The sequence below is a fragment of the Pseudomonas sp. SZ40 genome (assembly GCF_052958135.1).
On sequence record NZ_JBQWIF010000010.1, the window covers coordinates 137,801 to 163,079 of the forward strand.

General features: G+C 62.1%; 26 protein-coding genes. 6 read left to right on the forward strand and 20 right to left on the reverse strand.

Annotated features, from left to right (window positions below):
* Positions 1-122: 122 nt before the first annotated feature.
* From ACT9T4_RS10845 to rplM, 9 genes are all read right to left on the reverse strand, one after another.
* Positions 123-320, reverse strand: coding sequence for a CsbD family protein (locus tag ACT9T4_RS10845; protein WP_042556357.1), 198 nt, complete (start codon positions 318-320; stop codon positions 123-125).
* 61 nt (positions 321-381) lie between these two features.
* Entirely contained in the window at positions 382-747 is a 366-nt protein-coding gene (locus ACT9T4_RS10850) for a BON domain-containing protein (protein ID WP_042556356.1), read from the reverse strand.
* 292 nt (positions 748-1,039) lie between these two features.
* Entirely contained in the window at positions 1,040-1,453 is a 414-nt protein-coding gene (locus tag ACT9T4_RS10855) for a ClpXP protease specificity-enhancing factor (RefSeq protein WP_042556355.1), read from the reverse strand.
* Positions 1,454-1,503: 50 nt separating this feature from the next.
* Positions 1,504-2,121, reverse strand: coding sequence for a glutathione S-transferase N-terminal domain-containing protein (locus ACT9T4_RS10860; protein WP_042556354.1), 618 nt, complete (start codon positions 2,119-2,121; stop codon positions 1,504-1,506).
* A 140-nt stretch (positions 2,122-2,261) separates the two neighbouring features.
* Positions 2,262-3,044 (reverse strand): cytochrome c1, encoded by a 783-nt coding sequence (locus ACT9T4_RS10865; protein ID WP_042556353.1) that lies wholly within the window; start codon positions 3,042-3,044, stop codon positions 2,262-2,264.
* Positions 3,044-4,270, reverse strand: a complete 1,227-nt coding sequence (locus tag ACT9T4_RS10870) for a cytochrome b (protein WP_042556352.1) — start codon at positions 4,268-4,270, stop codon at positions 3,044-3,046. Before ACT9T4_RS10870 ends, ACT9T4_RS10865 begins: the two co-directional genes overlap by 1 nt.
* Entirely contained in the window at positions 4,270-4,863 is a 594-nt protein-coding gene (gene petA, locus ACT9T4_RS10875; protein ID WP_042556351.1) for a ubiquinol-cytochrome c reductase iron-sulfur subunit, read from the reverse strand. The genes ACT9T4_RS10870 and petA overlap by 1 nt, the downstream gene beginning before the upstream one ends.
* A gap of 455 nt (positions 4,864-5,318) precedes the next feature.
* Positions 5,319-5,711, reverse strand: coding sequence for a 30S ribosomal protein S9 (gene rpsI / locus ACT9T4_RS10880; protein WP_042556350.1), 393 nt, complete (start codon positions 5,709-5,711; stop codon positions 5,319-5,321).
* A gap of 14 nt (positions 5,712-5,725) precedes the next feature.
* Positions 5,726-6,154: a 50S ribosomal protein L13 gene (rplM, locus tag ACT9T4_RS10885; RefSeq protein WP_042556349.1), complete on the reverse strand. Its 429-nt coding sequence runs from the start codon at positions 6,152-6,154 to the stop codon at positions 5,726-5,728.
* 247 nt (positions 6,155-6,401) lie between these two features.
* Here rplM and ACT9T4_RS10890 point away from each other — a divergent pair, with 247 nt between their 5' ends.
* Positions 6,402-7,439, forward strand: coding sequence for an NADP(H)-dependent aldo-keto reductase (locus ACT9T4_RS10890; RefSeq protein ID WP_499116934.1), 1,038 nt, complete (start codon positions 6,402-6,404; stop codon positions 7,437-7,439).
* Between the two features lie 267 nt (positions 7,440-7,706).
* Here ACT9T4_RS10890 and nfi read toward each other — a convergent pair whose 3' ends face one another.
* Complete coding sequence (nfi, locus tag ACT9T4_RS10895; protein WP_499116936.1) at positions 7,707-8,414, reverse strand: deoxyribonuclease V; 708 nt, start codon at positions 8,412-8,414, stop codon at positions 7,707-7,709.
* 224 nt (positions 8,415-8,638) lie between these two features.
* Between nfi and ACT9T4_RS10900 the strand changes: the two genes are divergently transcribed.
* Positions 8,639-9,559: a GlxA family transcriptional regulator gene (locus ACT9T4_RS10900; RefSeq protein ID WP_373565157.1), complete on the forward strand. Its 921-nt coding sequence runs from the start codon at positions 8,639-8,641 to the stop codon at positions 9,557-9,559.
* A 64-nt stretch (positions 9,560-9,623) separates the two neighbouring features.
* On the opposite strand, the gene zapE is transcribed toward ACT9T4_RS10900, so the two are convergent.
* The 3 genes from zapE to ACT9T4_RS10915 form a co-directional block, all read right to left on the reverse strand.
* On the reverse strand, positions 9,624-10,718 hold the full coding sequence (gene zapE, locus ACT9T4_RS10905; RefSeq protein WP_042556345.1) for a cell division protein ZapE: 1,095 nt from the start codon (positions 10,716-10,718) through the stop codon (positions 9,624-9,626).
* 119 nt (positions 10,719-10,837) lie between these two features.
* The gene (locus ACT9T4_RS10910; RefSeq protein ID WP_042556344.1) at positions 10,838-12,187 is read right to left on the reverse strand and encodes a tryptophan--tRNA ligase; all 1,350 of its coding nucleotides are present in this window, start codon (positions 12,185-12,187) and stop codon (positions 10,838-10,840) included.
* Between the two features lie 43 nt (positions 12,188-12,230).
* Complete coding sequence (locus tag ACT9T4_RS10915; RefSeq protein WP_042556343.1) at positions 12,231-12,860, reverse strand: alpha/beta hydrolase; 630 nt, start codon at positions 12,858-12,860, stop codon at positions 12,231-12,233.
* Between the two features lie 130 nt (positions 12,861-12,990).
* Between ACT9T4_RS10915 and ACT9T4_RS10920 the strand changes: the two genes are divergently transcribed.
* Together ACT9T4_RS10920 and ACT9T4_RS10925 are read left to right on the forward strand one after the other, a co-directional pair.
* Positions 12,991-13,434, forward strand: a complete 444-nt coding sequence (locus ACT9T4_RS10920; RefSeq protein WP_499116939.1) for a Z-ring associated ZapG family protein — start codon at positions 12,991-12,993, stop codon at positions 13,432-13,434.
* Positions 13,435-13,520: 86 nt separating this feature from the next.
* The gene (locus tag ACT9T4_RS10925) at positions 13,521-14,162 is read left to right on the forward strand and encodes a TetR family transcriptional regulator (RefSeq protein ID WP_042556341.1); all 642 of its coding nucleotides are present in this window, start codon (positions 13,521-13,523) and stop codon (positions 14,160-14,162) included.
* Positions 14,163-14,721: 559 nt separating this feature from the next.
* Here the strand turns inward: ACT9T4_RS10925 and azu are convergent.
* From azu to ACT9T4_RS10960, 7 genes are all read right to left on the reverse strand, one after another.
* Positions 14,722-15,171 (reverse strand): azurin, encoded by a 450-nt coding sequence (gene azu / locus ACT9T4_RS10930; protein WP_042556340.1) that lies wholly within the window; start codon positions 15,169-15,171, stop codon positions 14,722-14,724.
* Positions 15,172-16,152: 981 nt separating this feature from the next.
* Positions 16,153-16,881, reverse strand: coding sequence for an ABC transporter ATP-binding protein (locus ACT9T4_RS10935; RefSeq protein ID WP_042556338.1), 729 nt, complete (start codon positions 16,879-16,881; stop codon positions 16,153-16,155).
* The gene (locus tag ACT9T4_RS10940; protein WP_042556337.1) at positions 16,878-17,750 is read right to left on the reverse strand and encodes an ABC transporter ATP-binding protein; all 873 of its coding nucleotides are present in this window, start codon (positions 17,748-17,750) and stop codon (positions 16,878-16,880) included. The genes ACT9T4_RS10935 and ACT9T4_RS10940 overlap by 4 nt, the downstream gene beginning before the upstream one ends.
* A complete protein-coding gene (livM, locus tag ACT9T4_RS10945) occupies positions 17,747-19,024 on the reverse strand; it encodes a high-affinity branched-chain amino acid ABC transporter permease LivM (protein WP_082045906.1) in 1,278 nt (425 codons plus the stop codon). Before livM ends, ACT9T4_RS10940 begins: the two co-directional genes overlap by 4 nt.
* A gap of 3 nt (positions 19,025-19,027) precedes the next feature.
* Complete coding sequence (locus tag ACT9T4_RS10950; RefSeq protein WP_042556336.1) at positions 19,028-19,942, reverse strand: ABC transporter permease subunit; 915 nt, start codon at positions 19,940-19,942, stop codon at positions 19,028-19,030.
* Between the two features lie 250 nt (positions 19,943-20,192).
* Positions 20,193-21,314: a branched-chain amino acid ABC transporter substrate-binding protein gene (locus ACT9T4_RS10955; protein ID WP_042556335.1), complete on the reverse strand. Its 1,122-nt coding sequence runs from the start codon at positions 21,312-21,314 to the stop codon at positions 20,193-20,195.
* 441 nt (positions 21,315-21,755) lie between these two features.
* The gene (locus ACT9T4_RS10960; protein WP_499116943.1) at positions 21,756-22,646 is read right to left on the reverse strand and encodes an MBL fold metallo-hydrolase; all 891 of its coding nucleotides are present in this window, start codon (positions 22,644-22,646) and stop codon (positions 21,756-21,758) included.
* Positions 22,647-23,069: 423 nt separating this feature from the next.
* On the opposite strand from ACT9T4_RS10960, the gene ACT9T4_RS10965 reads away from it, so the two are divergent.
* Together ACT9T4_RS10965 and ACT9T4_RS10970 are read left to right on the forward strand one after the other, a co-directional pair.
* A complete protein-coding gene (locus tag ACT9T4_RS10965; RefSeq protein ID WP_499116945.1) occupies positions 23,070-23,558 on the forward strand; it encodes a BRO-N domain-containing protein in 489 nt (162 codons plus the stop codon).
* Between the two features lie 99 nt (positions 23,559-23,657).
* Positions 23,658-25,025, forward strand: a complete 1,368-nt coding sequence (locus ACT9T4_RS10970; protein ID WP_499116947.1) for an amidohydrolase family protein — start codon at positions 23,658-23,660, stop codon at positions 25,023-25,025.
* Positions 25,026-25,279: the final 254 nt, after the last annotated feature.

A 25,279-nucleotide genomic window follows, 5' to 3' on the forward strand; every position in this document is an offset into this window, starting at 1 on the left:
GCAAACTTGAACCTGGTGGCTCGCCCCGGGGCCGTCGGTCATGACGCCGAAAAACGAAAAGCCCCGGCGTTGCGGCCGGGGCTTCTCATGAAAACGGTGGCGTATGGAGCGCCAGCGGCAAGTCAGTACTTGCTGCGGAAATCGCGCAACTCGTCTTCTGCCTTTTCCTTGGTCCAGCCGTAGCGTTCCTGCAGCTTGCCAGCCAGGTATTCGCTATGGCCTTCGGCGACATCCACGTCGTCGTTGGTCAGCTTGCCCCAGCGGGTCTTGATGTCACCGCTGAGCTGCTTCCACTTACCTTTGATAATGTCGGAATTCATGATTCAACTCTCCTCTGTACAGGGAAGAAAGCAGGCTCATCGAGCCTGCCCGGAAACATGATCAGTCGGCAGTTTTCAGGCCGTCAGCCGAAACAGCTTGAACGCCTTTGATTTCCTTGGCTTTGGCGACAGCGAGGTCACGCTCGGCTTCGGTAGCCACGACACCGGACAGGGCAACTACACCCTTGTTGGTTTCGACTTTGATGTCCAGAGCGCTGAGACCGTCGTCAGCCAGGAAGGTCGACTTCACTTTGCTGGTGATCCAGGTATCGGAAACCGCTTCTTCGGCCTTGTCCATGGTGTTAGCAGCCAGCATGGTCGGCTGGGTGCTGCTGTAGGTGTCGGCGAAAGCGGTACCCGCCACGGACAAGCTCAGGGCGGTCGCAGTGATAGCGGCAAAAGCGAACTTATTGATTGGCTGTTTCATGGGTAACACTCCTGATTATTCGAGTTGGCCACATCCAACTACCGGCTGTGGCTGCCCAATACCTATCGCAAGCGCTGTGCCACTTTTTTTAAAAAAAATAATCCTTTAAAAACAATAACTTAATAGACAAACAGAATTGCATTTTCCGTGCAAACTGCATGTTCCAGCGAAACCACTCAGGCAGATTGCACGAAATTTCAAATCGCCATTACACCTGCCGGGTCACCCCGAGCGACAGCCACAAAAAAACCGGTCGATTGACCGGCTTTCCGATTCGAGCACGAGATCGTGTCTATTTGACGACCTTGAGGCTTGGTCGACCGCTCGGCCGCGGCGGCTCGTCGTCAGGTGGCCCCTGCTCGTCCTGCACATCCTCGACCTCGGCCTGCGTAACTGGCGGCTCCAGATCGAAGACCATGCCCTGGCCATTCTCTCGCGCATAGATCGCCAGCACAGCAGGTGCCGGTACGAACAGGCTGTGCGCGACACCACCGAAGCGGCCTTCGAAGCTGACCGCGTCGTTTTTCATGGCCAGCTCACGCACGGCGGTGGGCGATACATTGAGCACGATCTGCCCGTCGCTGACGAAGCCTGGCGGAACCTTCACGCCTGGGTATTCGGCATTGACCAGCAGATGGGGCGTGCAATCGTTGTCGACGATCCACTCGTAAAGCGCGCGAATCAGATAAGGACGACTGGAGTTCATCAAACCTCCTGGGCTTGAACACGCCACCTACGGCGCGCAAGGAAAATGGGTCAGCGCATGTCTCGTTCCACGGCGGACAGACTCTGGCGAAAACTCTCGCGAGCGAACTGCCGGTCCATGTAATCGAGCAGCGGTTTGGCCGGCCTTGGCAGTTCGATCCCCAGCACCGGCAGGCGCCAGAGGATCGGCAACAGGCAGCAGTCTACCAAGCTCAGCTCGTCGCTGAGAAAAAATGGCTTTTCGGCGAACAGCGCGGAAACCCCGGTCAGGCTCTCGCGCAATTCCTTGCGCGCCTGGACACGGGCGGCCTCCTTGCTGCGTGGGTCGAGAATCAGGTCGACCAGCGAACACCAGTCGCGCTGAATACGGTGCATCAGCAGGCGCGTGTTGCCACGGGCTACCGGGTAAACCGGCATCAGCGGAGGGTGGGGATAACGCTCCTCCAGATACTCCATGATCACCGTCGGCTCATACAGCGCCAGATCACGATCGACCAGCGTCGGCAGGCTCGCGTAAGGATTGGCCTCCAGCAACTTGGTCGGAGAGCGGCCCTGCTCGACGCTGATGATCTCCGCGACGACGCTCTTTTCGGCGAGCACGATGCGTACGCGGTGGGAATAGTGGTCGGCCGGGTCGGAATAACAGGCCAACCTATTGGTCGCAGCCAAGGCGATCCTCCAGATTTCTCGAGCACAAAAAAACCTGCGCGCCCCCAGTGGAAACGCGCAGGTCGGCCATGATACCGGATGCGTTTAGCAGCCGTTGGAAAACGTAAGCGAAGACAAGGCTGTACGTCGTTCAGCTGCGGTCAGTGCACATCCTTCCAGTACTCGCGCTTGAGCAGATAGGCGAACACGAAGAAGAAAGCCAGGTACAGCAATACGTAGGTGCCGATGCGTTGCAGGTGCAGCTTGTTCGGGTCCGCCGAGTAGGCGAGGAAGGTCACCAGGTTACGTACCTTGTCATCGAACGCCTGCGGGCTGAGCATGCCGCTGTTCGGCTCGAGCACCAGTTGATCGCAGGCTTCGTGGGTGAGCGGCGTGCCGGTCAGCGGGTCGTACTGCTTCTTGCCGTCGTCAACCACCTGCACCTGCTTGCAGCCCATGTACTGACGACCTTGCAGGCCGCCCAGCACGTTGGGCATGCCGACGTTGGGGAATACCAGGTTGTTGGCGCCCAAGGGCCGCGCCGGATCGTCGTAGAAGGTACGCAGGTAGGTGTACAGCCAGTCGTTGCCACGCACCCGGGCGACCAGGGTCAGGTCGGGCGGCGCGGCGCCGAACCAGCGCTTGGCGTCTTCGGGCTTCATGCCGATGTTCATGTGATCGCCGATCTTGGCATCGGTGAACACCAGATTGTCCATCATCTGCTCCGCGGACACGCCAATGTCCTCGGCGACCCGCTCGTAGCGCTGGAACTTGGCACTGTGGCAGCCCATGCAATAGTTGGCGAACGTACGCGCGCCATCCTGCAGCGCCGCCTTGTCGGTCAGGTCGATGTCGGCCTTGTCGAGCGTCACGCCATGACCACCGGCTGCCAGGGCCAGAGCAGGCAGCAATGCGACTAAACATGCAGCAAATAGCTTTCTCATCAGCCTGTCACCCTTTCAGGAACCGGTTTGGTCTTTTCCATCCTGGTGTAGAAGGGCATCAGGATGAAGTACGCGAAGTACAGGAAGGTGCACACCTGCGACAGCAACGTACGGCCCGGAGTCGGCGGCAGAACACCCAGCACGCCGAGGATGACGAAGGACACGCAGAACACCAGCAGCCAGAGCTTGCTCAGCCAGCCCTTGTAGCGCATCGAGCGGACCGGGCTGCGATCCAGCCAGGGCAGCACGAACAACACGGCAATGGCGGCGCCCATGGCGATCACCCCCATGAGCTTGTCGGGGATTGCCCGCAAGATCGCGTAGAAGGGCGTGAAGTACCAGACCGGCGCGATGTGTTCGGGGGTCTTGAACGGGTTGGCCTGTTCGAAGTTGGGTTTCTCGAGGAAGTAGCCGCCCATTTCCGGGAAGAAGAACACCACGAAACAGAACACGAAGAGGAACACCACCACGCCGACGATATCCTTCACCGTGTAGTACGGATGGAAGGGAATGCCGTCGAGTGGAATGCCGTTCTCGTCCTTGTGCTTCTTGATGTCGATGCCATCCGGGTTGTTCGAGCCGACCTCGTGCAGCGCCAGGATGTGCAGCACCACCAGGCCGAGAATGACGATCGGCAGGGCCACCACATGCAGGGCGAAGAAACGGTTCAGGGTGATGCCGGAGATCAGGTAGTCGCCACGGATCCACTCGGTCAGCGCATCGCCGATGAACGGAATGGCACCGAACAGCGAGATGATCACCTGGGCGCCCCAGTAGGACATCTGCCCCCAGGGCAGCAGGTAGCCCATGAAGGCTTCGGCCATCAGCATCAGGTAGATCAGCATGCCGAAGATCCACACCAGCTCCCGGGGCTTCTGGTACGAGCCGTAGAGCAGGCCGCGGAACATGTGCAGATAGACGACGATGAAGAACGCCGACGCGCCGGTGGAATGCATGTAGCGCAGGATCGCGCCGTGAGGCGTATCACCGGTGCGCACGTCACGCATCAGGCCCTCGACCGAGGCGAAGGCACCTTCGGCGGTGGGTGTGTAGCTCATGGTCAGCCACACGCCGGTGAGTAGCTGATTGACCAGCACCAGCAGGGCCAGGGAGCCGAAGAAGTACAGGAAGTTGAAGTTCTTCGGTGCGTAGTACTTGGCGAGGTGGTCGTTCCACATCTTGGTGGCGGGAAAGCGTGCGTCCACCCACTCCATGAATTTGCTCATCATGCTTGCTCCTGATCCACGCCGATGATGATCACGTCAGCCGACTCGTAGGTATGAGGCGGCACCGGCAGGTTCAGCGGCGCCGGTTGCGACTTGTAGACGCGTCCGGCGAGGTCGTAACGCGAACCGTGGCACGGGCAGAAATAGCCGCCGACCCAGTTCTCGCCGAGATCGGCAGGCGCCACTTCCGGCCGGAACGACGGTGCGCAGCCCAGGTGCGTGCACAGCCCGACCAGCAAGAGGATTTCCGGCTTGATCGAGCGCGTCTTCGGATCGACGTAGGAGGGCTGCACCGAGCTTTTCGAGTCCGCATCAGCCAACTGCCCCTCGATCTTGCCAAGGTTGCTCAGAATCTCCTCGGTGCGCCGCATGATGAACACCGGCTGCCCCCGCCACTCGGCGACCATCTGCTGTCCCGGCTCGATCTTGCCGACATTGACCCTGACCGGAGCACCCGCGGCCTTGGCCTTGGCGCTCGGGTACCACGACCCTACAAACGGAACTGCAGCCCCCACCGCTCCGGCAGCGCCAACCACTGACGTGGCTGCCACCAGAAAGCGACGCCGGCCCGCATTCACGCCGTCATTGCTCATTCAGTCGTCTCCCATCGGCTTTCCGGCCTGTTGTTCAGGCCTCTAATAAGTAAGTGTTGGTCGCGCGCAGATGCGGCCAGATGGTCATGAAAGCCCATCGAGAAGGGTCTTCCCGAAGGGCCGCAACACTTGCAGGGCGTGAGCTGTGACGCTGCGGTACAGGGCCACAATCGATTCGACGTTGGCCATGGACTTTAATCCATTCCCACAGCCCGACGGCCGAAGCAGGTCATTGCCCGTGGCGGCGATCAGCGGGTTGGGTGGACAGAGGTCCCGGTATGCGTGCGTCCAGATCAGCCTGGCTGCAATCCGGCGCGAGATTCGCACAGGCCGCCAGGACGACTCATGACGCGCATCAACGAAGCGATGAGTAGGGGGTGAAGCGAGGCTGAGAGCAGAAATGAAAAACGCCCAGCTCCGTGAGGAGACTGGGCGTTTTCGAGTACAGCAGCGAATTAACGCTTGGAGTACTGAGGACGCTTACGCGCTTTACGCAGACCAACTTTCTTACGTTCTACTTCACGAGCATCGCGAGTCACGAAGCCTGCTTTACGCAGAGCCGGACGCAGAGTCTCGTCGTAGTCCATCAGAGCGCGGGTGATACCGTGACGGATCGCACCAGCTTGACCGCTCACACCGCCACCGATAACGGTAACGTAGATGTCGAATTTCTCGACCATCTCGGTCAGCTCCAGCGGCTGGCGAACTACCATGCGGGCAGTTTCACGACCGAAGAAGGTGTCCAGGGTGCGGTTGTTGATGGAGATCTTGCCAGTGCCCGGACGCAGGAAAACGCGTGCGGTTGCAGTCTTGCGACGGCCAGTGCCGTAATTTTGAGTCGCCGACATAATGAACTATTCCGTTAAATCTTCAGTTCTTGAGGCTGCTGAGCAGTATGAGGGTGAGCAGCGCCCGCATAGACTTTCAGCTTACGGTACATGTCGCGACCCAGCGGGTTTTTCGGCAGCATGCCTTTGACCGCGGTCTCGATCACGCGCTCAGGCGCCTTGGCGATCAGCTTGTCGAAGCTGATCGACTTGATGCCACCCGGGAAACCGGAGTGCGAGTAGTACATTTTGTCGGTGGTCTTGGCACCGGTCACACGAACCTGCTCGGCGTTGATGACGACGATGTAGTCGCCGGTGTCAACGTGAGGGGTGTACTCGGGCTTGTGCTTGCCACGCAGGCGGCTAGCGATTTCAGTAGCCAGACGACCCAGGGTCTGGCCAGCAGCGTCGATCACAAACCAGTCGCGCTTTACTGTTTCTGGTTTAGCGGTAAAAGTTTTCATTCTTTATAGCCTCAGGGGCCGCCCAGCAAAAATAGACGGCGGATCTTACTGAATAGTGCGTACTTTGACAAGTCAAAGGCAGCCGGATGCGGGCGCTATTCGGGGGCTCGGGTCAGCGCGTCCGCGTACGGCAAGATTCTTCGGCAGGCGGCGCATCACTTCCACCGCAGAAAGAGGAGGCGGATTATCCTGATTGCGAAAAAAATTTCAACCTGCTTGTATGAGTCTTTTGTCAGAGGACGCCCCAATGGAATACCGCCAGCTCGGCCGAACCGATCTCAATGTCAGCGCCCTGTGCCTTGGCACCATGACCTGGGGGGAGCAGAACGAAGCCTCCGAGGCATTCGCGCAGATCGATCGCGCCAAGGCCTACGGCATCAATTTCATCGACACCGCGGAGATGTACCCGGTCCCGCCACGCGCCGAGACCTACAGCAAGACCGAGCAGATCATCGGCGAGTACTTCAAGCAGCGCGGCGACCGCGCCGACTGGATCCTGGCCAGCAAGATAGCCGGCCCCGGCAACGGCATCACCCACATTCGTGACGGCCAGCTCAAGCATAACCGCCAGCATGTCGTGGCGGCGCTGGACGCCAGCCTCGAGCGCCTGCAGACCGACTGGATCGACCTCTACCAGTTGCACTGGCCGGAGCGCCCGACCAATTTCTTCGGCCAGCTCGGCTACACGCACCAGGACAGCGACTTCACGCCCATCGAGGAAATCCTCGATGCCCTGCATGAGCAGGTCAAGGCCGGCAAGATCCGCCATATCGGCCTGTCCAACGAAACGCCGTGGGGCACCATGAAGTTCCTGCAACTGGCGGAGAGCCGGGGCATGTCCCGTGTGGTATCCATCCAGAACCCCTACAACCTGCTCAACCGCAGCTTCGAGGTGGGCCTGGCGGAAGTGGCGATTCGCGAACAATGCGGGCTGCTGGCCTACTCGCCCCTGGCCTTCGGCATGCTGTCCGGCAAATACGAAAACGGCGCCCGCCCGGAGAACGCCCGCCTGAGCCTGTTCAGCCGCTTCGCTCGCTACAACGCGCCGGAGACCGTGGCGGCCTGCTCGCGCTACGTGGCCCTGGCTCGCGAACACGGCCTGGATCCGGCGCAGATGGCCCTGGCGTTCGTCACCAGTCGCCCGTTCGTGACCAGCAACATCATCGGCGCCACCTCGCTGCAGCAACTGGAATCCAACCTGGCCAGCAGCGAGCTGAAGCTCAGCGATGCGGTGCTGGACGGTATCGAAGCGATCCACAAGGCTCAGCCGAACCCGGCGCCCTGACGGCGACCGTTCTTCCGGACCAGCGGTGGGCGGTTGCTCGTGGTGGGCGCAAGCGGATCGCCGCCCGGCCCAGGGGCATGAACCGAGGGCGGGGCTTCAGCCCACCAAAGCCATTCAACGCCGACGGTGGCTGGACGTTCAAGGCATGCGCTTCAGCGCTTCGGGCCGTGGGCTTTGTGGTGGTGGGCTGAAGCCCACCCTGCAGCTAGAGCGCCCTACCCTGGGGTGGGCTTGAGCCCACCGAATCCGCGGCGCAGGCAACCTTGGCTAAAGAAGTTTCGGCCCCTTGGTATCGCGCCGCGATGCCAGGCGGTCGGCCAGCCGCGTCGGTTCCGGCAAGCGATAGCCCCTGCCCCAGTCGAGCACCAGCGCCACCGCGCTGTCCATACCGACCCGATGGCCAGGCGAGACGATCAGCGGTCGCACCTTGCGCTTGCTGCGCAGCATCCAGGCGATCTGTCGCCCCTGACGGTCAAGCAATTCGACCTTGTCGCCCCGCTCTTCCCCCAATTCCCCGTGCTGACCGGTAAGGATCTTCTTCGCCACGCCGATGGTCGGCCGGCCGCTGACCACCCCAAGATGCGCCGCGATACCCAGCCCCCGGGGGTGGGCGATGCCGTGGCCATCGACCACGATCAGATCCGGCTCCTGCGGCAACCCCGCCAGCGCCGTGATCAGTGCCGGTAGCTCGCGAAACGACAGCAGGCCCGGCACGTACGGCATGCTGGTGGGAATCCGCGCCACGCACTCGGCAAGTGGCTGCAGGGTCTCGGCATCCAGCAGTATCGCCGCAGCGCGAGTGATTTCACCGCCTTCCTCGAAGCCCACATCGACACCCGCCAGCAGCCGCAGCGGCGGATAGTCATCCTCCAGGCGAACCTGCTCGGCCAGTTGCTTCTGCAGGACTCTCGCAGCAGCCGGAGTGCCATCCCAGCCGGCGAATGGCGAGGCGGCAAGTTCGGAAAAGGCAATCATGGCGGTGGCTCCCAAGACGAAGATGACAAGACCAGACTGGACGCAGCCGGAATAAAAGAAGACGATTCAGCCACAGCCTGACGGCTTTACCATCAGCCGACCCAATTACTAGAACAAGAAAAACAGCCATGCCCAGCCAGCCATCCTCGCTCACTCGCGTGAGCATTCTCGCCACGCCCGGCGTATTCGCTTCGACCCTCATGCAAGCCAGAGATTTCTTTCATATGGCCGGCCTGCGCCATGGCAAGCAGCAGGGGCTCGGGCTGGTACCGACTTTCGAGGTTCGCCTGGTCAGCCCGGACGGTTTGCCGGTGCGCAGTTTCAGCGACGTGCAGCTACCGGTGGACGGCGCGCTCGACGACCAGTCGGAGCTGATCATCCTGCCGGCATTCTGGGATGATTACGACGCCCTGTGCAGCCGCTATCCGCACGTGTTCGACTGGCTGCGCGAGCGCCATGCCGCAGGCGCCAGCCTGTGCGGGGAAGCCAATGGCGTGTTCTGGATGGCAGCCAGCGGGCTGCTCGACGGCAAGGAGGCGACCACCTGCTGGCGCTTCTTCAATGAGTTCACCACGCGTTTTCCGGCGGTGGCACTCAACCAGGACAAGCACCTCACCGACGCCGACAACCTCTACTGCGTCGCCGGTCCGACCTCGGCGTGCGATCTGTACATCTACCTGATAGAGCGCTTCTGCGGCACCAGCGTGGCGCAGAGCGTGGCCCGTGACATCCTCTACGAAGTACGCCGCAGCTACACCCCGGGGCGCATCGGCTTCGGCGGCCAGAAGCAGCATCAGGACCCGAAAATCCTGCAGATCCAGCAGTGGCTCGAGGATCACTTCGCGGAGCGCTTCCGCTTCGAGGACGTGGCCCGTGAGCATGGCATGAGCATCCGCAACTTCATGCGCCGCTTCCACGCCGCCACCGGCGACAAGCCACTGTACTACCTGCAGCGGCTGCGCATCGAAACGGCCAAGGGGCTGCTGTCGTCGTCACCGAAGAGCATCAAGACCGTCAGCTACGAGATCGGCTACGACGATGCCAGCTTCTTCGCCCGCCTGTTCCGCCAGCACACCGGCCTGTCGCCGAACCAGTATCGCCAGCAATTCCAGCAACAGGCCCAGCAGGTGCTCAGCGGCAATTGAAACGAAAAAGGCCGCAGGCCAAGCTTCGTATCAGGAAGCGGGACTACGGCCTCGGCACAGCCGATCAGGGCTTGTGCGGGCGCGACAGGAACTCGTGGGACTGCATTTCCAGCAGACGGCTGAGGGTGCGCTGGAATTCGAAACTCAGGCGACCACCGGTGTACAGATCCTTGAGCTCCACTTCGGCGGAGATGATCAGTTTGACGTTACGGTCGTAGAACTCGTCCACCAGGTTGATGAAGCGGCGCGCCATGTCTTCCTTGGATACGCTCATCTGCTCGACGTTGGAGAGGATCACCGAATGGAAGATCTTGCCCAGCTCGATGTAATCGTTCTGGCTACGCGGGCCGTCGCACAGCTCGCGGAAGTCGAACCAGCCCACGTCACCACCGACACGGCGAGCGTTGATGGCGCGATTCTCGATCATCAGCGCTTCGTTTTCCTGAACGCTGGCCTTCTCGTGCAGCAGGCTCTTGAAGCTCTTCTCCAGGCTCTGCTCGGCAGCCTCGCCCAGCGGGAAGTGGAACAGCTCGGCCTGTTCCAACGCGCGCAGACGGTAATCGATACCGCTGTCGACGTTGACGATTTCGGTGTGCACCTTGAGCAGCTCGATGGCCGGCAGGAAGCGAGCACGCTGCAGGCCGTCCTTGTAGAGACCATCCGGCACGATGTTGGAGGTCGATACCAGGGTCACGCCGTTCTTGAACATCTCCTCGAGAAGGGTCGCCAGGATCATCGCGTCGGTGATGTCGGAAACGAAGAACTCATCGAAGCAGATCACTCGGAACTGCTCGGAGAAGCGCTTGCCGATCACGGTCAGCGGGTTCTTGACGTCCTTGAGGGTGCGCATCTCTTCGTGCACGCGCTTCATGAAGCGGTGGAAGTGAGTACGCTCCTTTTCCTTGAACGGCAGCGCGTCGAAGAAGGTGTCGACCAGGTAGGTCTTGCCGCGGCCGACGCCGCCCCAGAAATACAGGCCCTTGACCGGGGTAACGGTCTTCTTGCCGAACAGCTTGCCGAGCACGCCGGGCTTGCTGCGATCATCGGCGACCAGCTCGTCGTACAGACGCTGCAGGTGGCGCACGGCCTTTTCCTGAGCGGCATCGTGAAAGAAGTCCGGACGTTTGAGGTCGGCCTGGTAGCGTTCGAGCGGAGTCATAGTGCGTGAACCGGGCAAATGAAGCGGGGGCGACACTTTAACGACGCCCCCGGGGATTGGCAAATTGGCCCTATCGGCATCGGGGCCATGGTCTCAGACCGCCCCGCTGCCGATAGGTGTCAGGCTTCTTCCGGCGCCAGTGCTTCGCGCAAACGGACGACGGCGGCTTCGGTTGCAGCCGCATCGGCGAATGCAGGACTTTCACCGGCCAACTGCTCATCCAGCCACACCCCGAAGGCATTGCCCTGCACGCGGATGTCCAGCGGCTCGCCGGCCTGCAGGCGCTTGCTCACCTGCCCCGCCGCCTTGCCATCGGCGAAGGATGGCGACAGCAGCAGTTGCTCGCCATCGGCATCCAGCAGGCGGAAACGGAAGCTGCCATCTTCTTCGCGGAAGCTGACGAAGCGGGCGCGCTTGGCGGCCTTCTTCTTCACGGCGTCCGTGCTGGCCGCCTGGCTGCGGAACGAGCGCAGGCCGACCGCCTCGCGCAGCTCACCGAGGAACGGCGTGGCGATACGCCGGGCCTTGGCGGCGCCAGCCAGCAGAATGTCTTCGAGATCGGCAGGGCGGGCGATCAGCGTGTGATAGCGCTCGCGCGCCTCGCCCAACTCGGCCTCCAGCAACTCATAAAGCGCCTGCTTGGCTTCCCCCCAGGCCAGGCCGCCGAGCAGCGCGGCGCGGAAATCGGCCTGCTGGGTCGGTGCGGCGAAGGCCTGGTAGAGGGTGAACAGGTGCGAATTGTCCGGGTCCTTCGCTTCGCCGGGCAGCTTGGAGTCGGTAACGATGCGCGCCACGGCATCCTTCAACTGCTTGGAGCTGGAGAACAGTGGAATGGTGTTGTCGTAGCTCTTCGACATCTTGCGGCCGTCCAGGCCCGGCAGGGTAGCCACATCTTCTTCGATCACCGCCTCGGGCAGCTTGAACAGATCCTTGCCCTGGCCGAACAGGTGATTGAAGCGCTGACCGATATCACGGGCCATTTCCACGTGCTGGATCTGGTCGCGACCGACCGGCACCTTCAGGGCATTGAACAGCAGAATGTCCGCCGCCATCAGCACCGGGTAGCTGAACAGGCCCATGGTCACGCCGGCATCGGGGTCTTCACCCTGCTCGACGTTCTTGTCGACCGAGGCCTTGTAGGCGTGCGCACGGTTGAGCAGGCCCTTGCCGGCCACGCAGGTCAGCAGCCAGCACAGCTCGGTGATTTCCGGAATATCGGACTGGCGGTAGAAGGTCGCCCTGTCGGTATCCAGGCCCAGCGCCAGCCAGGTGGCCGCGATTTCCAGGCGCGAACGCTGGATGCGCGACGGGTCATCGCACTTGATCAGCGCGTGGTAGTCGGCGAGGAAGTAGAAGGAGTCCGCGTCGGGGCTGCGACTGGCGACGATGGCCGGGCGAATTGCCCCTGCGTAGTTGCCCAGGTGCGGCGTGCCAGTGGTGGTGATGCCGGTAAGAATACGAGTGGTCATGACGATCGCTTAAACAGGAGGTAGGCGGCTGACGGATGCGTCCTCAGAGGCGAGGCAGCAGCAGGTCTTTCAGATCGGTCAGTTTGCCGTGGAAGAAGTGCCCGCATTCTGCCACTTTCAGCAGCTCGTGGGCACGCCCGAGGTTGGCCGACCAGTCGTACACGAGCTGCGGCTCGAGCACTTCGTCGGCATCCGGCTGGATCACCACCATCGGGCAGCGCTCGGCAGGCGAGTTGTCGCCGCTCAGGCGCATTACAGCCGGGGCGATCATGAACAGCTTCGCAGGCTCGATGCCCTGCTGCTCCAGACGGCCACCAAGGCTGGCGGCGACGAAACCACCGAAGGAAAATCCCAGCAGGGTCAGTGGCAACTCGGGATAGCGCTCGCGCAGCCAGTGGGCGACGGCTTCGGCGTCATCGACCTCACCACTGCCCATGTCATGGCTACCTGCACTGGCCCCCACACCGCGGTAGTTGAAACGCAGGGTGTGATAGCCGGCATCACGAGCCGTGCGCTGCAGGGTCGACACCACCTTGTTGAGCATGGTGCCGCCCTGCACCGGATTGGGGTGGCAGATCAGCGCGACGCCACGCGCCTCTTCCACCTGCAGAGAAAGGGCCTCAAGCTGGCCGCTCGGGCCATCGATCATTACGGGGGTTTCGCGGATGAGCAACAGTGAACTCCGTGACCTCGAACAGGGTCGACTCGTCTAGCATTTAACCTGCTCGCACCAGCACTTAGCGGTGTACAGCGCAGGTTCCAGCCGTTAACGTAAAGCAAAGCCGTTTAGAGAGGAAGGACTCGTGGAACAGACGCTCACCGCCTGGTTGCTACCGGCACTTACCCTGGTCGCTGGCATCGCCATCGGTTTCCTGATCGCACGCCTTGCGCCCAATGCAGCGCCTAGCCGCACCCAGCGCCAGCTGGACGACATGCAGGAACGTTTCGAGGCCTACCAGAGCGAAGTGGTCACCCACTTCAACACCACCGCAAATCTGGTCAAGAAACTGACCCAGAGCTATCACGACGTTCAGGAGCACCTGTCCCATGGCGCCGATCGCCTGGCCCTCGATGAAGTGACGCGCCAGCGCCTGCTCGCCACCCTGCACGCAGAGCCGAGCAGCAGCGAAAAGCGCGAACGCCTGACGCCGCCGCGCGACATGGAAATCCCCAAGGACTACGCCCCCAAGAGTGCCGACGTTCCCGGCATGCTCGACGAGGGCTACGGCCTGAAAAATCGTCACTGATGGCGTGACGCGAGCAATCCAAACCCCGCCGCATGGCGGGGTTTTGCTTTACGATTCCGAATCGAGCTGAACAGGGAAGCGATTCGATGGCTGCAAACGGTTCACACCACCCTACCCGCCAGGCGCTGATGGATGCGGCCCGTCAACTGCTGGACAGCGGCCGCGCCTTCAGCAGCCTCAGCCTGCGCGAAGTGACACGTGTCGCCGGTATCGTACCGACCGGCTTCTACCGGCACTTCAAGGACATGGACGCCCTGGGCCTCGCCCTGGTGGCCGAAGTCGGCGAAACCTTTCGCATCACCCTGCGTCAGGTACGGCGCAACGAATTCGAGCTGGGCGGCATCATCGACGCCTCGGTGCAGATCTTTCTCAGCGCCGTGGAGCAGAACCGTGGCCAGTTCCTGTTTCTTGCCCGCGAGCAGTTCGGCGGCTCGCTGCCCGTGCGCCTGGCACTGGCCACCTTCCGTGAAGACATCGCCGCCGACCTGGCCAGCGATCTGAGCCTGATGCCCAAGCTGCAGCACCTCGACGAGCCTGCCCGCAGCATGCTGGCGGATCTGGTGGTGAAAACCGTGTTCGCCACCCTGCCGGAACTGATCGATGCGCAGTCCTCTTCTCTGCCCCTGCACAAGCGCCCGCAGACCAAGATGATCGAGCAATTGCGCTTCATCCTGATCGGCGCCAAACGCTGGCGCGGGCTGGGCCTCAACGACTCCGCAGAAGACTGAACCGGTACCTGCCGCGATTGGCTGAAAAAACATCAGCCTGCGGCAGGCCTGACAGCCAGTGGGCTGCGTCAGGCTACTCCCACTTTATCCACAGCTTGCTCCACAGCTGGCGTGGATAACCTTCTACTCATCGGTCGATGGCTTTATTCAACCCACTGAAATCTTTGAAGTATTTCTTGACTTCGGCGGGCCTTCGCTCAGTTTTTTCCAGCTACCTCGCAACTGATCAGATAATAACCACCCACCTACAGGACACGTATTCCGGGGCCTGCAGACAGGCATGCTCATCTTATCCACAGCCCTGCCCACAGTAGTCGTGGACAATCTGGCGCAGGCCTCATAACCCACCACAACCCACTGTTTTGATTGGATAAATCGCCTGATCAAAAAAAGCGCTAAACGCCACAACCCAGGTGCAGGCTGCTCTACGCGCAGTTGTTAACACCTTCGAAACAAGCTTATCAACAGGCTTTGTGTGTAAGTCTGCGACAGGGATATCTTTTACACAGATGCAAAAAGGCCGCTGACGAAGCAGCGGCCCTTGCCGTGACCCGGATGCCTAGTCGACCAGGGTCAGCGCCCCCTTCATCAGCGCCGCGTGGCCTGGGAACGAGCAGAAGAACTGGTAGCTTTGCGCGGCGTCCAGCTTGCTGACGTCGAAGGTCACCGAATCGGACTCGCCACCGCCGATCAGCTTGGTATGCGCGATCACCCGCTCGTCGCCGTCCTTCAGGTAACCCTTCTCGACACCGGCAGCGATTGCATCGGTGCTGACGGCCTGAACGTCAGCGGTTTTCGCCACTACCAGGTTGTGCCCCATTATGTGCTTGGGCAGATTGCCGACGTGCTTGAGCTCGATGGTGAAGGTCTTGCAGCTCTTGCTTACCTCGATCGCCTTGGTATCGAAGGTCATCTGGTCGGTGGAGTGCACTTCCACCGAACACTCGGCAGCCAACAACGGAGCACTGGCGAGAACCAGCACGGAGGCGACGACAAACTTGCGAATCATGGGAGTCTCCTAGGCAGTGAATAAGTGCAGCGTGCCCTATCGCGCCGCGCTTGCCCATGACCTGAGGCAACAGACCGCAGCGTCATCCGTAAAACCTATCGACACGATCCAGACAAACATGCGGCCAGAACACCAGTGCAGGCTTACTCTGGGGCCCTGTTCGAGAGGAGACACGCCATGACCCTGATGGATAGCCTGCAACAGTGGTTCGCCGTTTATGCACAGGGCGCCACGGGTACCTGAGCGACGAGTGAGATCGCGTTGCGGGATAAATCGCATCGCCGGCAAGCCGGCTCCTACGGGACCGTAGTCAGTCTCGGTGCGTGGGGCCGTTTGCGGGCGATAGTGGTGGCGGCCAGCATCGTGTTGCGGGATAAATTGCATCGCCGGCGAGCCGGCTCCTACGGGACCGTGGTCAGTCTCGATGCGTGGGGCCCGTTTGCGGGCGATAGTGGTGGCGGCCAGCATCGTGTCGCGGGATAAATCGTATCGCCGGCGAGCCGGCTCCTACGGGATCGTGGTCAGTCTCGGTGCGTGGTGCCGTTTGCGGGCGATAGTGGTGGCGGCCAGCACCGTGTCGCGGGAGAAATCGCATCGCCGGCGAGCCGGCTCCTACGGGATCGTGGTCAGTCTCGGTGCGTGGTGCCGTTTGCGGGGGATAGTGGTGGCGGCCAGCACCGTGTCGCGGGAGAAATCGCATCGCCGGCGAGCCGGCTCCTACGGGACCGCGGTCAGTCTCAGTGCGTGGGGGCCGCTTGCGGGCGATAGTGGCGACTGCCAGCGCTGCGGCGCGGGAGAAATCGCATCGCCGGCGAGCCGGCTCCTACGGGACCGTGGTCAGTCTCGGTGCGTGGGGGCCGCTTGCGGGCGATAGTGGTGGCGGCCAGCATCGTGTCGCGGGAGCAATCGCATCGCCGGCAAGCCGGCTCCTACGAGTCTCGATAGGTAGGAGCCCGCTTGCGGGCGATAAAGGTGCAGGCGCTAGTGCCCGCCCAGGTAGGCGTTGCGCACTTCCTGGTTGCCGAGCAGCTCCTGCCCCGTGCCGGTCATGCGGATTTCGCCGGTGACCATCACGTAGGCACGGTCGCTGAGGCGCAAGGCGTGGTTGGCGTTCTGTTCGACCAGGAAGATGGTCATGCCGGTCTGCGCCAGCTCGCGCAGGGTGGCGAAGATCTGCTTGACCACGATGGGCGCCAGGCCCAGCGACGGCTCGTCGAGCAGCAGCAGCTTGGGTCGGCTCATCAGCGCCCGGGCGATGGCCAGCATCTGCTGCTCGCCACCGGACATGGTCATCGCCCGCTGATTACGCCGCTCCTTGAGCCGCGGGAACAGCTCGAACATCCGCTGCATGTCCTCGGCGGCATGCTTGGTGCCGATGGGGATGGTGCCCATCAGCAGGTTCTCCTCCACGCTCATGTCGGGAAACACCCGGCGCCCTTCCGGGGACTGGGCGATTCCGTTGGAGGCCACGAAGTGAGTGCTCTTGCGGGTGATGTCTTCCCCCTGATAGAGAATCTGCCCGCCACTGGCCCGCGGCTGGCCGAAGATCGACATCAGCAGCGTCGACTTGCCCGCACCGTTGGCACCGATCAGGCTCACCGTCTCGCCTGGATCGATGTGCAGGTTGACCTTTTTCAGCGCCTGGATCTGCCCGTAATGCACGTCGACGTCCTTGAACGCCAGAATCGGAGCCACGTTGATATCGGTCATGCCACCTCCTCCTCGTCCGCGCCGAGGTAGGCGGCGATCACTTTCGGGTCGTTCTTGATGGCGTCCGGGCCGCCTTGGGCGATGACCAGCCCATGGTCGAGCACGATGATGTGGTCGGAAATGCTCATCACCATGCCCATGTCGTGCTCGATCAGCAGCACGGTCAGACCATGTTCATCACGCAGCAGGCGGATGATCTTGCTCAGCGCGTGAGTTTCCGACGGGTTGAGGCCGGCGGCCGGTTCATCCAGGCAGATCAGCTCGGGGCCGGTGCACATGGCCCGGGCGATTTCCAGGCGACGCTGCTGGCCGTAGGAGAGCTCGCCGGCCAGGTGATTGGCGTGCTCGACCAGGTTGACCACTTCCAGCCAGTAGAACGCCGTGTCCAGCAGCTTGCTTTCGCTGCGCCGGTAGCCGGGGGTGTTGAGGATGCCAGCGATCAGGCTGCGCTGGGCGAGCATGTGCTGGGCCACCAGCAGGTTCTCCAGCACGGTCATTTCCTTGAACAGGCGAATGTTCTGGAAGGTCCGTGCCAGGCCGGCGCGGTTGACCAGGTGGGTGCCGCCGAACATCTTGTACCAGAGCCGGGAACCGAACTGCCGAGGCTTGATGAAATCGTCCGCGGCGAAGGGCTCGCCGAGGATGCGGATCACGTCGGTCTGCTTGCTCTGCGCATTGAGCAGGATCTTGCCGCCAGTGGCCGAATAGAAGCCGGTCAGGCAGTTGAACACCGTGGTCTTGCCGGCGCCATTGGGGCCGATCAGCGCCGAGATCGAGTTGCGCTTGATGGAGAAGTTGACGTCGTTGAGCGCCTTGATGCCACCGAAATGCATCATCAGGCTGTCGACCGAAAGGATGTTGTCGCTCATGGCGCGACTCCTTTACGCGGGGCGATGCCGATGCGGTTGATGCGGATCAGCCCGCGTGGCCGCCAGATCATCATCACCACCATGAGAATGCCGAACAGCAGCACCCGGTAGTCGGCGAAGCTGCGCAGCAGTTCCGGGGTGATGGTCAGCACGAAGGCGGCGATCACCACCCCCACCGTCGAACCCATGCCGCCGAGTACCACGATGGCGAGAATCAGTGCCGACTCGAAGAAGGTGAACGAGGTCGGGTTGACGAAGCCCTGATAGGTGGCGAAGAACACCCCGGCGATACCGGCGGTGGATGCCCCCAGGGTGAAGGCCGAGAGCTTGACCAGCACGTGGTTCAGACCCATGGAGCGGCAGGCGATTTCATCCTCGCGCAGCGCTTCCCAGGCGCGACCGACCGGCATGCGCGTGAGGCGGTGCTTGACGTACAGCACCAGCAGCACGACCAGCACCAGCACCGCATAGATGAACAGGAACTTCATGTTGGGGTTGTAGGCCACGCCAAAGAACTCGTGGTACGGCACGCCACCGTCCTTGGCACGACGGGCGAATTCCAGACCGAAGAAGGTCGGTGCCGGCGCGCTCATGCCGTTGGGGCCACCGGTGAGTTCCAGCCAGTTGGTCAGCACCAGGCGGATGATTTCGCCAAAGCCCAGCGTGACGATGGCCAGGTAATCCCCGTGCATGCGCAACACCGGAAAGCCCAGTATCGTCCCGGCGAAGGCCGCCATCAGCGCCGCCAGCGGCAACATGCTCCAGAAGCCCAGGCCCAGGTACTCATAGCCCATGGTCAGGCCGTAGGCACCGATGGCGTAGAAGCCGACGAAGCCCAGATCGAGCAGCCCGGCGAGGCCGACCACGATGTTCAGACCCAGGCCGAGCAACACGTAGATCAGGCCGAGGATGATCACCGTCAGCAGGTACTTGTTGGCGAAGAATGGGAAGATGATCGCCAGCACGATCAGCGCCGGGATGATCCAGCGCATCCGCGACACGTAGCCCGGTGGCTGCACGCCGACACCACCGCCGGAGCGCTCGAAGCCCTCGAGCACCGTGCGCCCCTTGCCTGTCTGCAGGAACAGGCTGAGCAGCAGGCGGCCGACCATCACCGCACCGACCATCCACGCCACCCGGTCGATCCGCATGTTGAAGTCATACCCCTGCAGCACTACGCCGACCACGGGGCCGAACACGATGAGCGCGATCAGGCCAGCCATCAGGCTGTCGATCAGGCTCTTTTTCACATCGATAGAAGAAGTCGTACTCACGGCTTACACCTTGGTTACCTGAGGACGGCCCAGCAGGCCCTGGGGACGGAAGATCAGGATCAGCACCAGCAGCGAGAAACTGAACACGTCCTTGTAATCGGAATTCACCATGCCGGAGAACTGCGCCTCGGCCACGCCGAGAATCAGCCCGCCGAGCATCGCACCGGGCAGCGAACCGATGCCGCCGAGCACCGCTGCGGTGAAGGCCTTGATGCCGATGATGAAGCCGGCGTAGAAATCGAAGGTGCCGTAGTTGAGGGTGATCAGCACCCCGGCCAGCGCGCCCATGGAAGCGCCGATGACGAACACGTAGGAAATCACCCGGTCGGTGTTGATACCGAGGATCTGCGCCATCTTGCGGTCCTGCTGGGTGGCGCGGCACATGCGCCCCAGGCGGGTGTTCTGGATGATGAAGGTCAGCGCCAGCATGCCGATGATGGCCGCCGCGATGATGAACAGCTTGGTGTAGGTGATCATCACGTAACCGTCCCCCACATGCAGGCGCAGCGCGCCTTCGAGCATGGTTGGAATACCCTGTTGCCGCGCGCCCTGGCTGAGCTGCACGTAGTTCTGCAGGATCAGCGACATGCCGATGGCGCTGATCAGCGGCGCCAGCCGTGTGGAGTTGCGCAGGGGTTTGTAGGCGATGCGTTCGATGGCGAAGCCGTACACCCCGGTGACCACGATGGTGAAGACCAGCGTGCCGAGGATCACCAGCGGGAAGGAATGCACACCGAAGAAACCGAGTAGCGCGATGGCAATGGCCGCCAGGTAGGCGGAGACCATGTACACCTCGCCGTGGGCGAAGTTGATCATGCCGATGATGCCGTAAACCATGGTGTAGCCGATGGCGATCAGACCGTAGACCGAACCGAGGGTCAGGCCGTTGACCAGTTGCTGCAGGAAGATGCCGTCCATTGAAGAATCTCTGAGTCAGTGACGGAAAAAAGCGCGCAGCCGCCAGGCGACCGCAGCAGCCCCGGCAGGCCATGACCCACCGGGTTTGGAGTTGTGTTCACGGTCTTCGAGATAGACGTAGGGTGGATGACGCTCTTTTCATCCACCATTGCGATCGCAAGACGGTGGACGGGTGAAGCGACGTCCACCCTACGAAAGGCCGCTTTCGCTTTGCCTGGTTCTGCTATGCCGGCCGTGAACGGACTCTCTCTCAAAGCTGCTTGTATTTGCCGTCAGTGCCCCACTGATACATCACGTAGTCGGAGACCTTCAGATCGCCCTTCTCGTCGAATTCCTTCTTGCCCATCACTGTCTGCACCGGGTTGGCCTTCAACCAGGCAGCGGCTTCGGCGCCATCGGTGCCCTTGATACCGGCGAAGGCCGCGGCGACCACCTGCATGGAGGCGTAGGAGTACAGCGTGTACCCTTCCGGCTCGTAGCCATTGCCACGGAATTTCTCGATCACTGCCTTGCCATCCGGGATCAGACGCGGATCGGCGCCAAAGGTCATCAGCACGCCATCGACGTACTGCGGGCCGCCAGCGGTGCCAACCATCTCATCGGTCACGATGCCGTCGCCGGAGACGAACTTGGCGGTCACGCCCTGCTCGCGCATCTGCCGTACCAGCGGGCCTGCCTCGGCGTGCAGGCCACCGAAGTAAACGACCTCGGCACCGCTCGCACGGATCTTGGTGACCAGAGCGTTGAAGTCCTTCTCGCCGCGGGTCAGGCCTTCGTACATCACTTCCTTCACGCCACGCTTGTTGAGCTGCGCGCGGGTGGCGTCGGCCAGGCCCTGGCCGTAGGTGTCCTTGTCGTGCACCACGGCGACCTTCTTGGCCTTGAGCGTGTCGACGATGTAATCACCGGCGACGATCCCCTGCTGATCATCGCGGCCGCACATGCGGAACATCGCGGACAGGCCACGCTCGGTGACCTGTGGGTTGGTCGAAGCCGGGGTGATGGCGAGAATGCCCGCCTCGTCATACACCTCGGAAGCCGGCATGGTGGAGGACGAGCAGAAATGCCCGATCACCGCCACCACCTTGTCGGAGTCGACCATGCGGTTGGCAACGGAAACGGCCTGCTTCGGCTCACACGCATCGTCGCCCTTGACCAGCTTGATCTGCTCGCCATTGATACCGCCCGCCGCGTTGATATCCGCCGCCGCCTGCTCGGCGCCACGCCACAACTGATCACCGAAAGCCGCGTTGCCGCCGGTCATGGGAGCGCCCACGCCTATGACGATATCGGCATGCGCAATAGAGGAAAAACCCAGTGCGCCGGTAACCGCAAGCGCCAGGAAAGCTTTCTGAAAAGACTTGTGAGGCATGGACGTGCTCCTGAGGAGTTTTAGGATTGGCCATCCTGCAAGAGCAAGCCCTATGCCACTTCCACGTCCGACGGCCGAAGGTATAACTGAAATGCGTGCCGGGAATGCCCAACGGCATAAGCTTGGAGAGTCGTTCCAAGGAATGCGTCATTTTCGATTAAAAAGGCGCCACGATCGCCGCAGACCGCTACCAACTGCGCATCTCAACCGAGCAAGGCATCGTCCAGGCTGGTGCAACAATCCGAAACACCGGTTTTATAAGTGCACGGTTGGTGGGCGTCAGTTGGGATCGTGTTTGGGAGGTCGGAGGTCGATTCCAGAGCGGTCGCCATACCGGTGGGGGTTGCGATGGGGAGAAGTCGTTCGTTGTAACCGGTAACAACACGAAATCGCCCTGCAACGTTGCCGGGCAGGGCGATTTCATTTCGGTTCAGGTGAGGCTTATTGCGGCCACTTCACCTCACCCTTGATGACCTGGGCGCTCAATTCGAGGGACGACTCTTCTGCCAGATCCGGGTAGCGCTTGCGCATCGCGGCGATCAGATGCACGGAGTCCGGCGCACGCTCCACCTCCTGCTCGAAGGCCAGCAAATAGTCGCGGGTCGCGCTGACGGTCTGCGGCGAGTGAGGCACGCTGCCATCGGCATTGTGCAGGTAATGGCCCGGTACCACCTTGTGCGGCTTCAATGCGGTGATGGCGTCCAGGGTGCCCAGCCAGTCGCGGCGCGATTGCTCGGTCTGGGTATCGGCCAGCCACACATGGATATTGGCCGACACCGGAATGCCCCCTACCACGGTCTTCAACGACGGGATCCACACGAAGGTACGCTTCGGCTCCGGCCCACGAATCTCCAGCACCTGGCCGTCCACCGTCAGCTTCGGCTCGCTCAGCGCCTGCGGCACGAGCAGAGCCTTCGGCGCGTTTTCCTTGAGGATCGGCCCCCAATGCGCCAGCTTGCCGTCCTTGCTCGCCTCGATGGCCGCCACGGTTTCGGCGGTGGCGACGATCTTCGCGTCCGGGAAGGCGCGGTGGATCACATCCAGGCCAAAGTAGTAATCCGGGTCACTGTGGCTGATATAGACGGTGGTCAGCTTCTTGCCCGTGGCACGCACCTTCTCGACCAGCGCCTGCGCATCGTTGTTCTGGAACTGCGCATCGATCAACACCGCCTCGGTCGGCCCGGAAACGATCTGCGACGACACCGGAAAAACCGAACGCTCGCCCGGGTTGTACAACTCCAGCTTCAACGGCTCGGCCGCCAACGCATGGCCAGCCATGGACAGCACGACACTACCGAACAACAAAGGACGCAACAGACGCAGAGCACTCATGGCATAGCCTCGGAGAGAAAGATTCCGGGCCATCATAGGGTGACAGATTGATTCGAAATACGGCCTTATTTGCAATGGTTTGTTGCTCGAATCGATCCAATAAACCAAACGCCAGTACCCTGCGTACCGCTTGCCTCGCCCGCGTTGCGCCCCTATCCTGCATCGGCCACGGTCAATCCCGTGGCCGGGTTTGACAGCTCGACACTCGGCGCGATGTGCCAACCGGTGCATGCGAGAACGGCGTTCGTTCTTGCAGGCCGGCCTTTGCATGCAGTTTGCACTGCTCCGCTCTATGGCAGATCGCGTGGGGAGATCCTCGTGGTCTGCCGGCTTCCGAGTCCGGTCTGTCAACCCTGCGCGGTCTGCCTCCATTCGGTTGACAGCGATCGAGGCAGCTCCTGAACCCAACTCGGAGCCTTCACGATGCTTGATGCATTCATCCCCACTGTGTTCATACGCCATAACAAGCCACTACGCGCGATTCTAATCGACCGCCAACCCTGGTTCGTCGCCAGCGATGTCGGCCGCCTGCTCGGCCAGCGCCACGCCGAGCGCCTATGCCGGCGCATGGATCCGGAGCAGATTCGCTCCACGTACCTACGCCATGCCAGCGGCAGCGAAGAGCCCGTGCAGGTCATCGATCAGGCCGGGCTGTACAAGGCGCTGTACCGTTTCATGCACCCTGAGCACCGCAACCTCAGCCGCTGGTTCAGTCAGGACGTCATCCCCCAGTTGCACGATCTCCCGACCCCGTCCCAGAACGCCCCACGCCGCCTGCAAATGAACTGGCAAAGCAGCAGCATCGGCGTACTCGAGTGGCAAGGCGAGCTCTGGATCCGCCTCAAACAACTGCCCACCCTCGTTCCGCACCAGGAGCCACCAACCCGCCGACGCTGGTTCGGCCAGCCATAACCGACGCAGCCGAACACATCCGGCAACGATCTGTTCATGGCGGTAGGCGAGGCAGCCCCCTTAACTGGGGGCGACTCCCGCCGTCAAACGGAACCCGCCATGTATCGTCCACTGCCCTACCTGCTGGCCGCCCTGCTGCTCTGCCTCACGCCTGCGATACAGGCGCAGCCTCAGGATTTGCTGATCGAGAACGCCCATGTCATCACCCTCGATCCGAAACTGGGTGATTTGCGCGAAGCGGACGTGCTGCTGCGCGACGGACGCATCGTCGAGATTGGGCCGCAGCTTGCCGCTACGGGTGCCGAGCGAATCGATGCACGGGGCATGCTGCTACTCCCCGGGTTGGTCGACACCCACACCCATCTATGGCTAAGCGCCGCGCGCGGACAGTTTCGCAACACCCCGCCAACCGACTATTTCCTGCTGAAAAAACACCTGGCGCGCCACTACACCGCCGAGGACATTCGCGCCGGCACCTACTTCGGAGCCGTAGAAACCCTGGCTTCGGGCGTGACCACTACGGTCGACTTCTTCCACAACCTGCGCAGCCCGGCACATTGGCAGGCGGCCAGACAGGCCCTGACGGACAGCGGCATCAGGGCACGCCTGCTGTACGGTGCCCACGATGACCTCGAGGCCGACCGTGCCGTCGATCTCGAGCACTTGGCTGAAGTCGCGGCAAAGGAACCACAAGGCCGCGTGACACTGGGCCTAGGCTGGCGCGGAGTGGGCGAAGGCGCGCCGGCAACACTGCAGACTGGCCGTCGCGAGATCGAGGCGGCGCGGGCGCTTGGCCTGCCGATAGCGGTACATTCCGGCGGGGCTCGCAACGCGGCGCTTATCGACAGCGGCCTGCTCGGCAAGGACGTGCAGATCATCCACGCGACCGGCGCCACGCCCGCACAAGTGGAGGCCTTTCGTGCCGCTGGCAGCTCGCTGTCACTGACCCCCATCACCGAACAACGGGTCGGCTATGGCCTGACCCTGTTGAGCGACTACGCCCCAGTCGGGCGCCTCGGTCTCGGCATAGACGGTCCGGCGCTCGCCGGTAGCGCCGATCTGTTCGCCAACATGCGCCTGCTGGCGTTGACCGAGTCCGGCGCAGAAAAGGCCGAAACGGCCATCGAGCCACGCCGCCTCCTCGAACTGGCGACCCTGGAGGCAGCCCGCTCGATCGGCATGGACAAGGAGATCGGTTCAATCACTCCAGGCAAGCGCGCCGACCTAATCCTGCTGGACCTCAACGCGCTGAACATGGCCTACCCAGGCACCACAGACCCCGCCGCACTGGTGGTCTACTCGGCCACCGCCGCCAACGTCGACACGGTGATCGTCGACGGTGTTCCCCTCAAGCGCAACGGCCGCCTGATCGGTGTCGACGTCCCGCAGGTACTCGCAAAGGCGCAAACCTCTATCGACGCCATCCTCGCCCGCGCTGGCGGCCTGCCAGAGACCGAGGAGCCCTGACAGATAGGGTGGACAACGCGAAGCTTGTCCACCACGGAACTCAACGCAATACATCGGGCATACGCCACTCGCCCCTTCAGGAGGCCGAACGGAATCGTTGTGTAGAGGGCCAGGCGGACAACCTTGAATGGATGGCCGGCGTCGGGGTGCGATATCCAACCGCAAACCATGCGTTGATGCCGATGGAGATTCGCGGGCATGGCCCGCTCCCACAGGTGGTGCTCCTACAATTTCCACTCCCATAGCCCCCACAG

Coding starts and splice junctions, on each gene's coding strand:
- ACT9T4_RS10845 (WP_042556357.1), bottom strand. CDS start 320: ATGAATTCCGACATTATCAAAGGTAAGTGGAAGCAGCTCAGCGGTGAC.
- ACT9T4_RS10850 (WP_042556356.1), bottom strand. CDS start 747: ATGAAACAGCCAATCAATAAGTTCGCTTTTGCCGCTATCACTGCGACC.
- ACT9T4_RS10855 (WP_042556355.1), bottom strand. CDS start 1,453: ATGAACTCCAGTCGTCCTTATCTGATTCGCGCGCTTTACGAGTGGATC.
- ACT9T4_RS10865 (WP_042556353.1), bottom strand. CDS start 3,044: ATGAGAAAGCTATTTGCTGCATGTTTAGTCGCATTGCTGCCTGCTCTG.
- ACT9T4_RS10870 (WP_042556352.1), bottom strand. CDS start 4,270: ATGAGCAAATTCATGGAGTGGGTGGACGCACGCTTTCCCGCCACCAAG.
- petA (WP_042556351.1), bottom strand. CDS start 4,863: ATGAGCAATGACGGCGTGAATGCGGGCCGGCGTCGCTTTCTGGTGGCA.
- rpsI (WP_042556350.1), bottom strand. CDS start 5,711: ATGTCGGCGACTCAAAATTACGGCACTGGCCGTCGCAAGACTGCAACC.
- rplM (WP_042556349.1), bottom strand. CDS start 6,154: ATGAAAACTTTTACCGCTAAACCAGAAACAGTAAAGCGCGACTGGTTT.
- ACT9T4_RS10890 (WP_499116934.1), top strand. CDS start 6,402: ATGGAATACCGCCAGCTCGGCCGAACCGATCTCAATGTCAGCGCCCTG.
- nfi (WP_499116936.1), bottom strand. CDS start 8,414: ATGATTGCCTTTTCCGAACTTGCCGCCTCGCCATTCGCCGGCTGGGAT.
- ACT9T4_RS10900 (WP_373565157.1), top strand. CDS start 8,639: ATGGCCGGCCTGCGCCATGGCAAGCAGCAGGGGCTCGGGCTGGTACCG.
- zapE (WP_042556345.1), bottom strand. CDS start 10,718: ATGACTCCGCTCGAACGCTACCAGGCCGACCTCAAACGTCCGGACTTC.
- ACT9T4_RS10910 (WP_042556344.1), bottom strand. CDS start 12,187: ATGACCACTCGTATTCTTACCGGCATCACCACCACTGGCACGCCGCAC.
- ACT9T4_RS10925 (WP_042556341.1), top strand. CDS start 13,521: ATGGCTGCAAACGGTTCACACCACCCTACCCGCCAGGCGCTGATGGAT.
- azu (WP_042556340.1), bottom strand. CDS start 15,171: ATGATTCGCAAGTTTGTCGTCGCCTCCGTGCTGGTTCTCGCCAGTGCT.
- ACT9T4_RS10935 (WP_042556338.1), bottom strand. CDS start 16,881: ATGACCGATATCAACGTGGCTCCGATTCTGGCGTTCAAGGACGTCGAC.
- ACT9T4_RS10940 (WP_042556337.1), bottom strand. CDS start 17,750: ATGAGCGACAACATCCTTTCGGTCGACAGCCTGATGATGCATTTCGGT.
- ACT9T4_RS10950 (WP_042556336.1), bottom strand. CDS start 19,942: ATGGACGGCATCTTCCTGCAGCAACTGGTCAACGGCCTGACCCTCGGT.
- ACT9T4_RS10955 (WP_042556335.1), bottom strand. CDS start 21,314: ATGCCTCACAAGTCTTTTCAGAAAGCTTTCCTGGCGCTTGCGGTTACC.
- ACT9T4_RS10960 (WP_499116943.1), bottom strand. CDS start 22,646: ATGAGTGCTCTGCGTCTGTTGCGTCCTTTGTTGTTCGGTAGTGTCGTG.
- ACT9T4_RS10965 (WP_499116945.1), top strand. CDS start 23,070: ATGCTTGATGCATTCATCCCCACTGTGTTCATACGCCATAACAAGCCA.
- ACT9T4_RS10970 (WP_499116947.1), top strand. CDS start 23,658: ATGTATCGTCCACTGCCCTACCTGCTGGCCGCCCTGCTGCTCTGCCTC.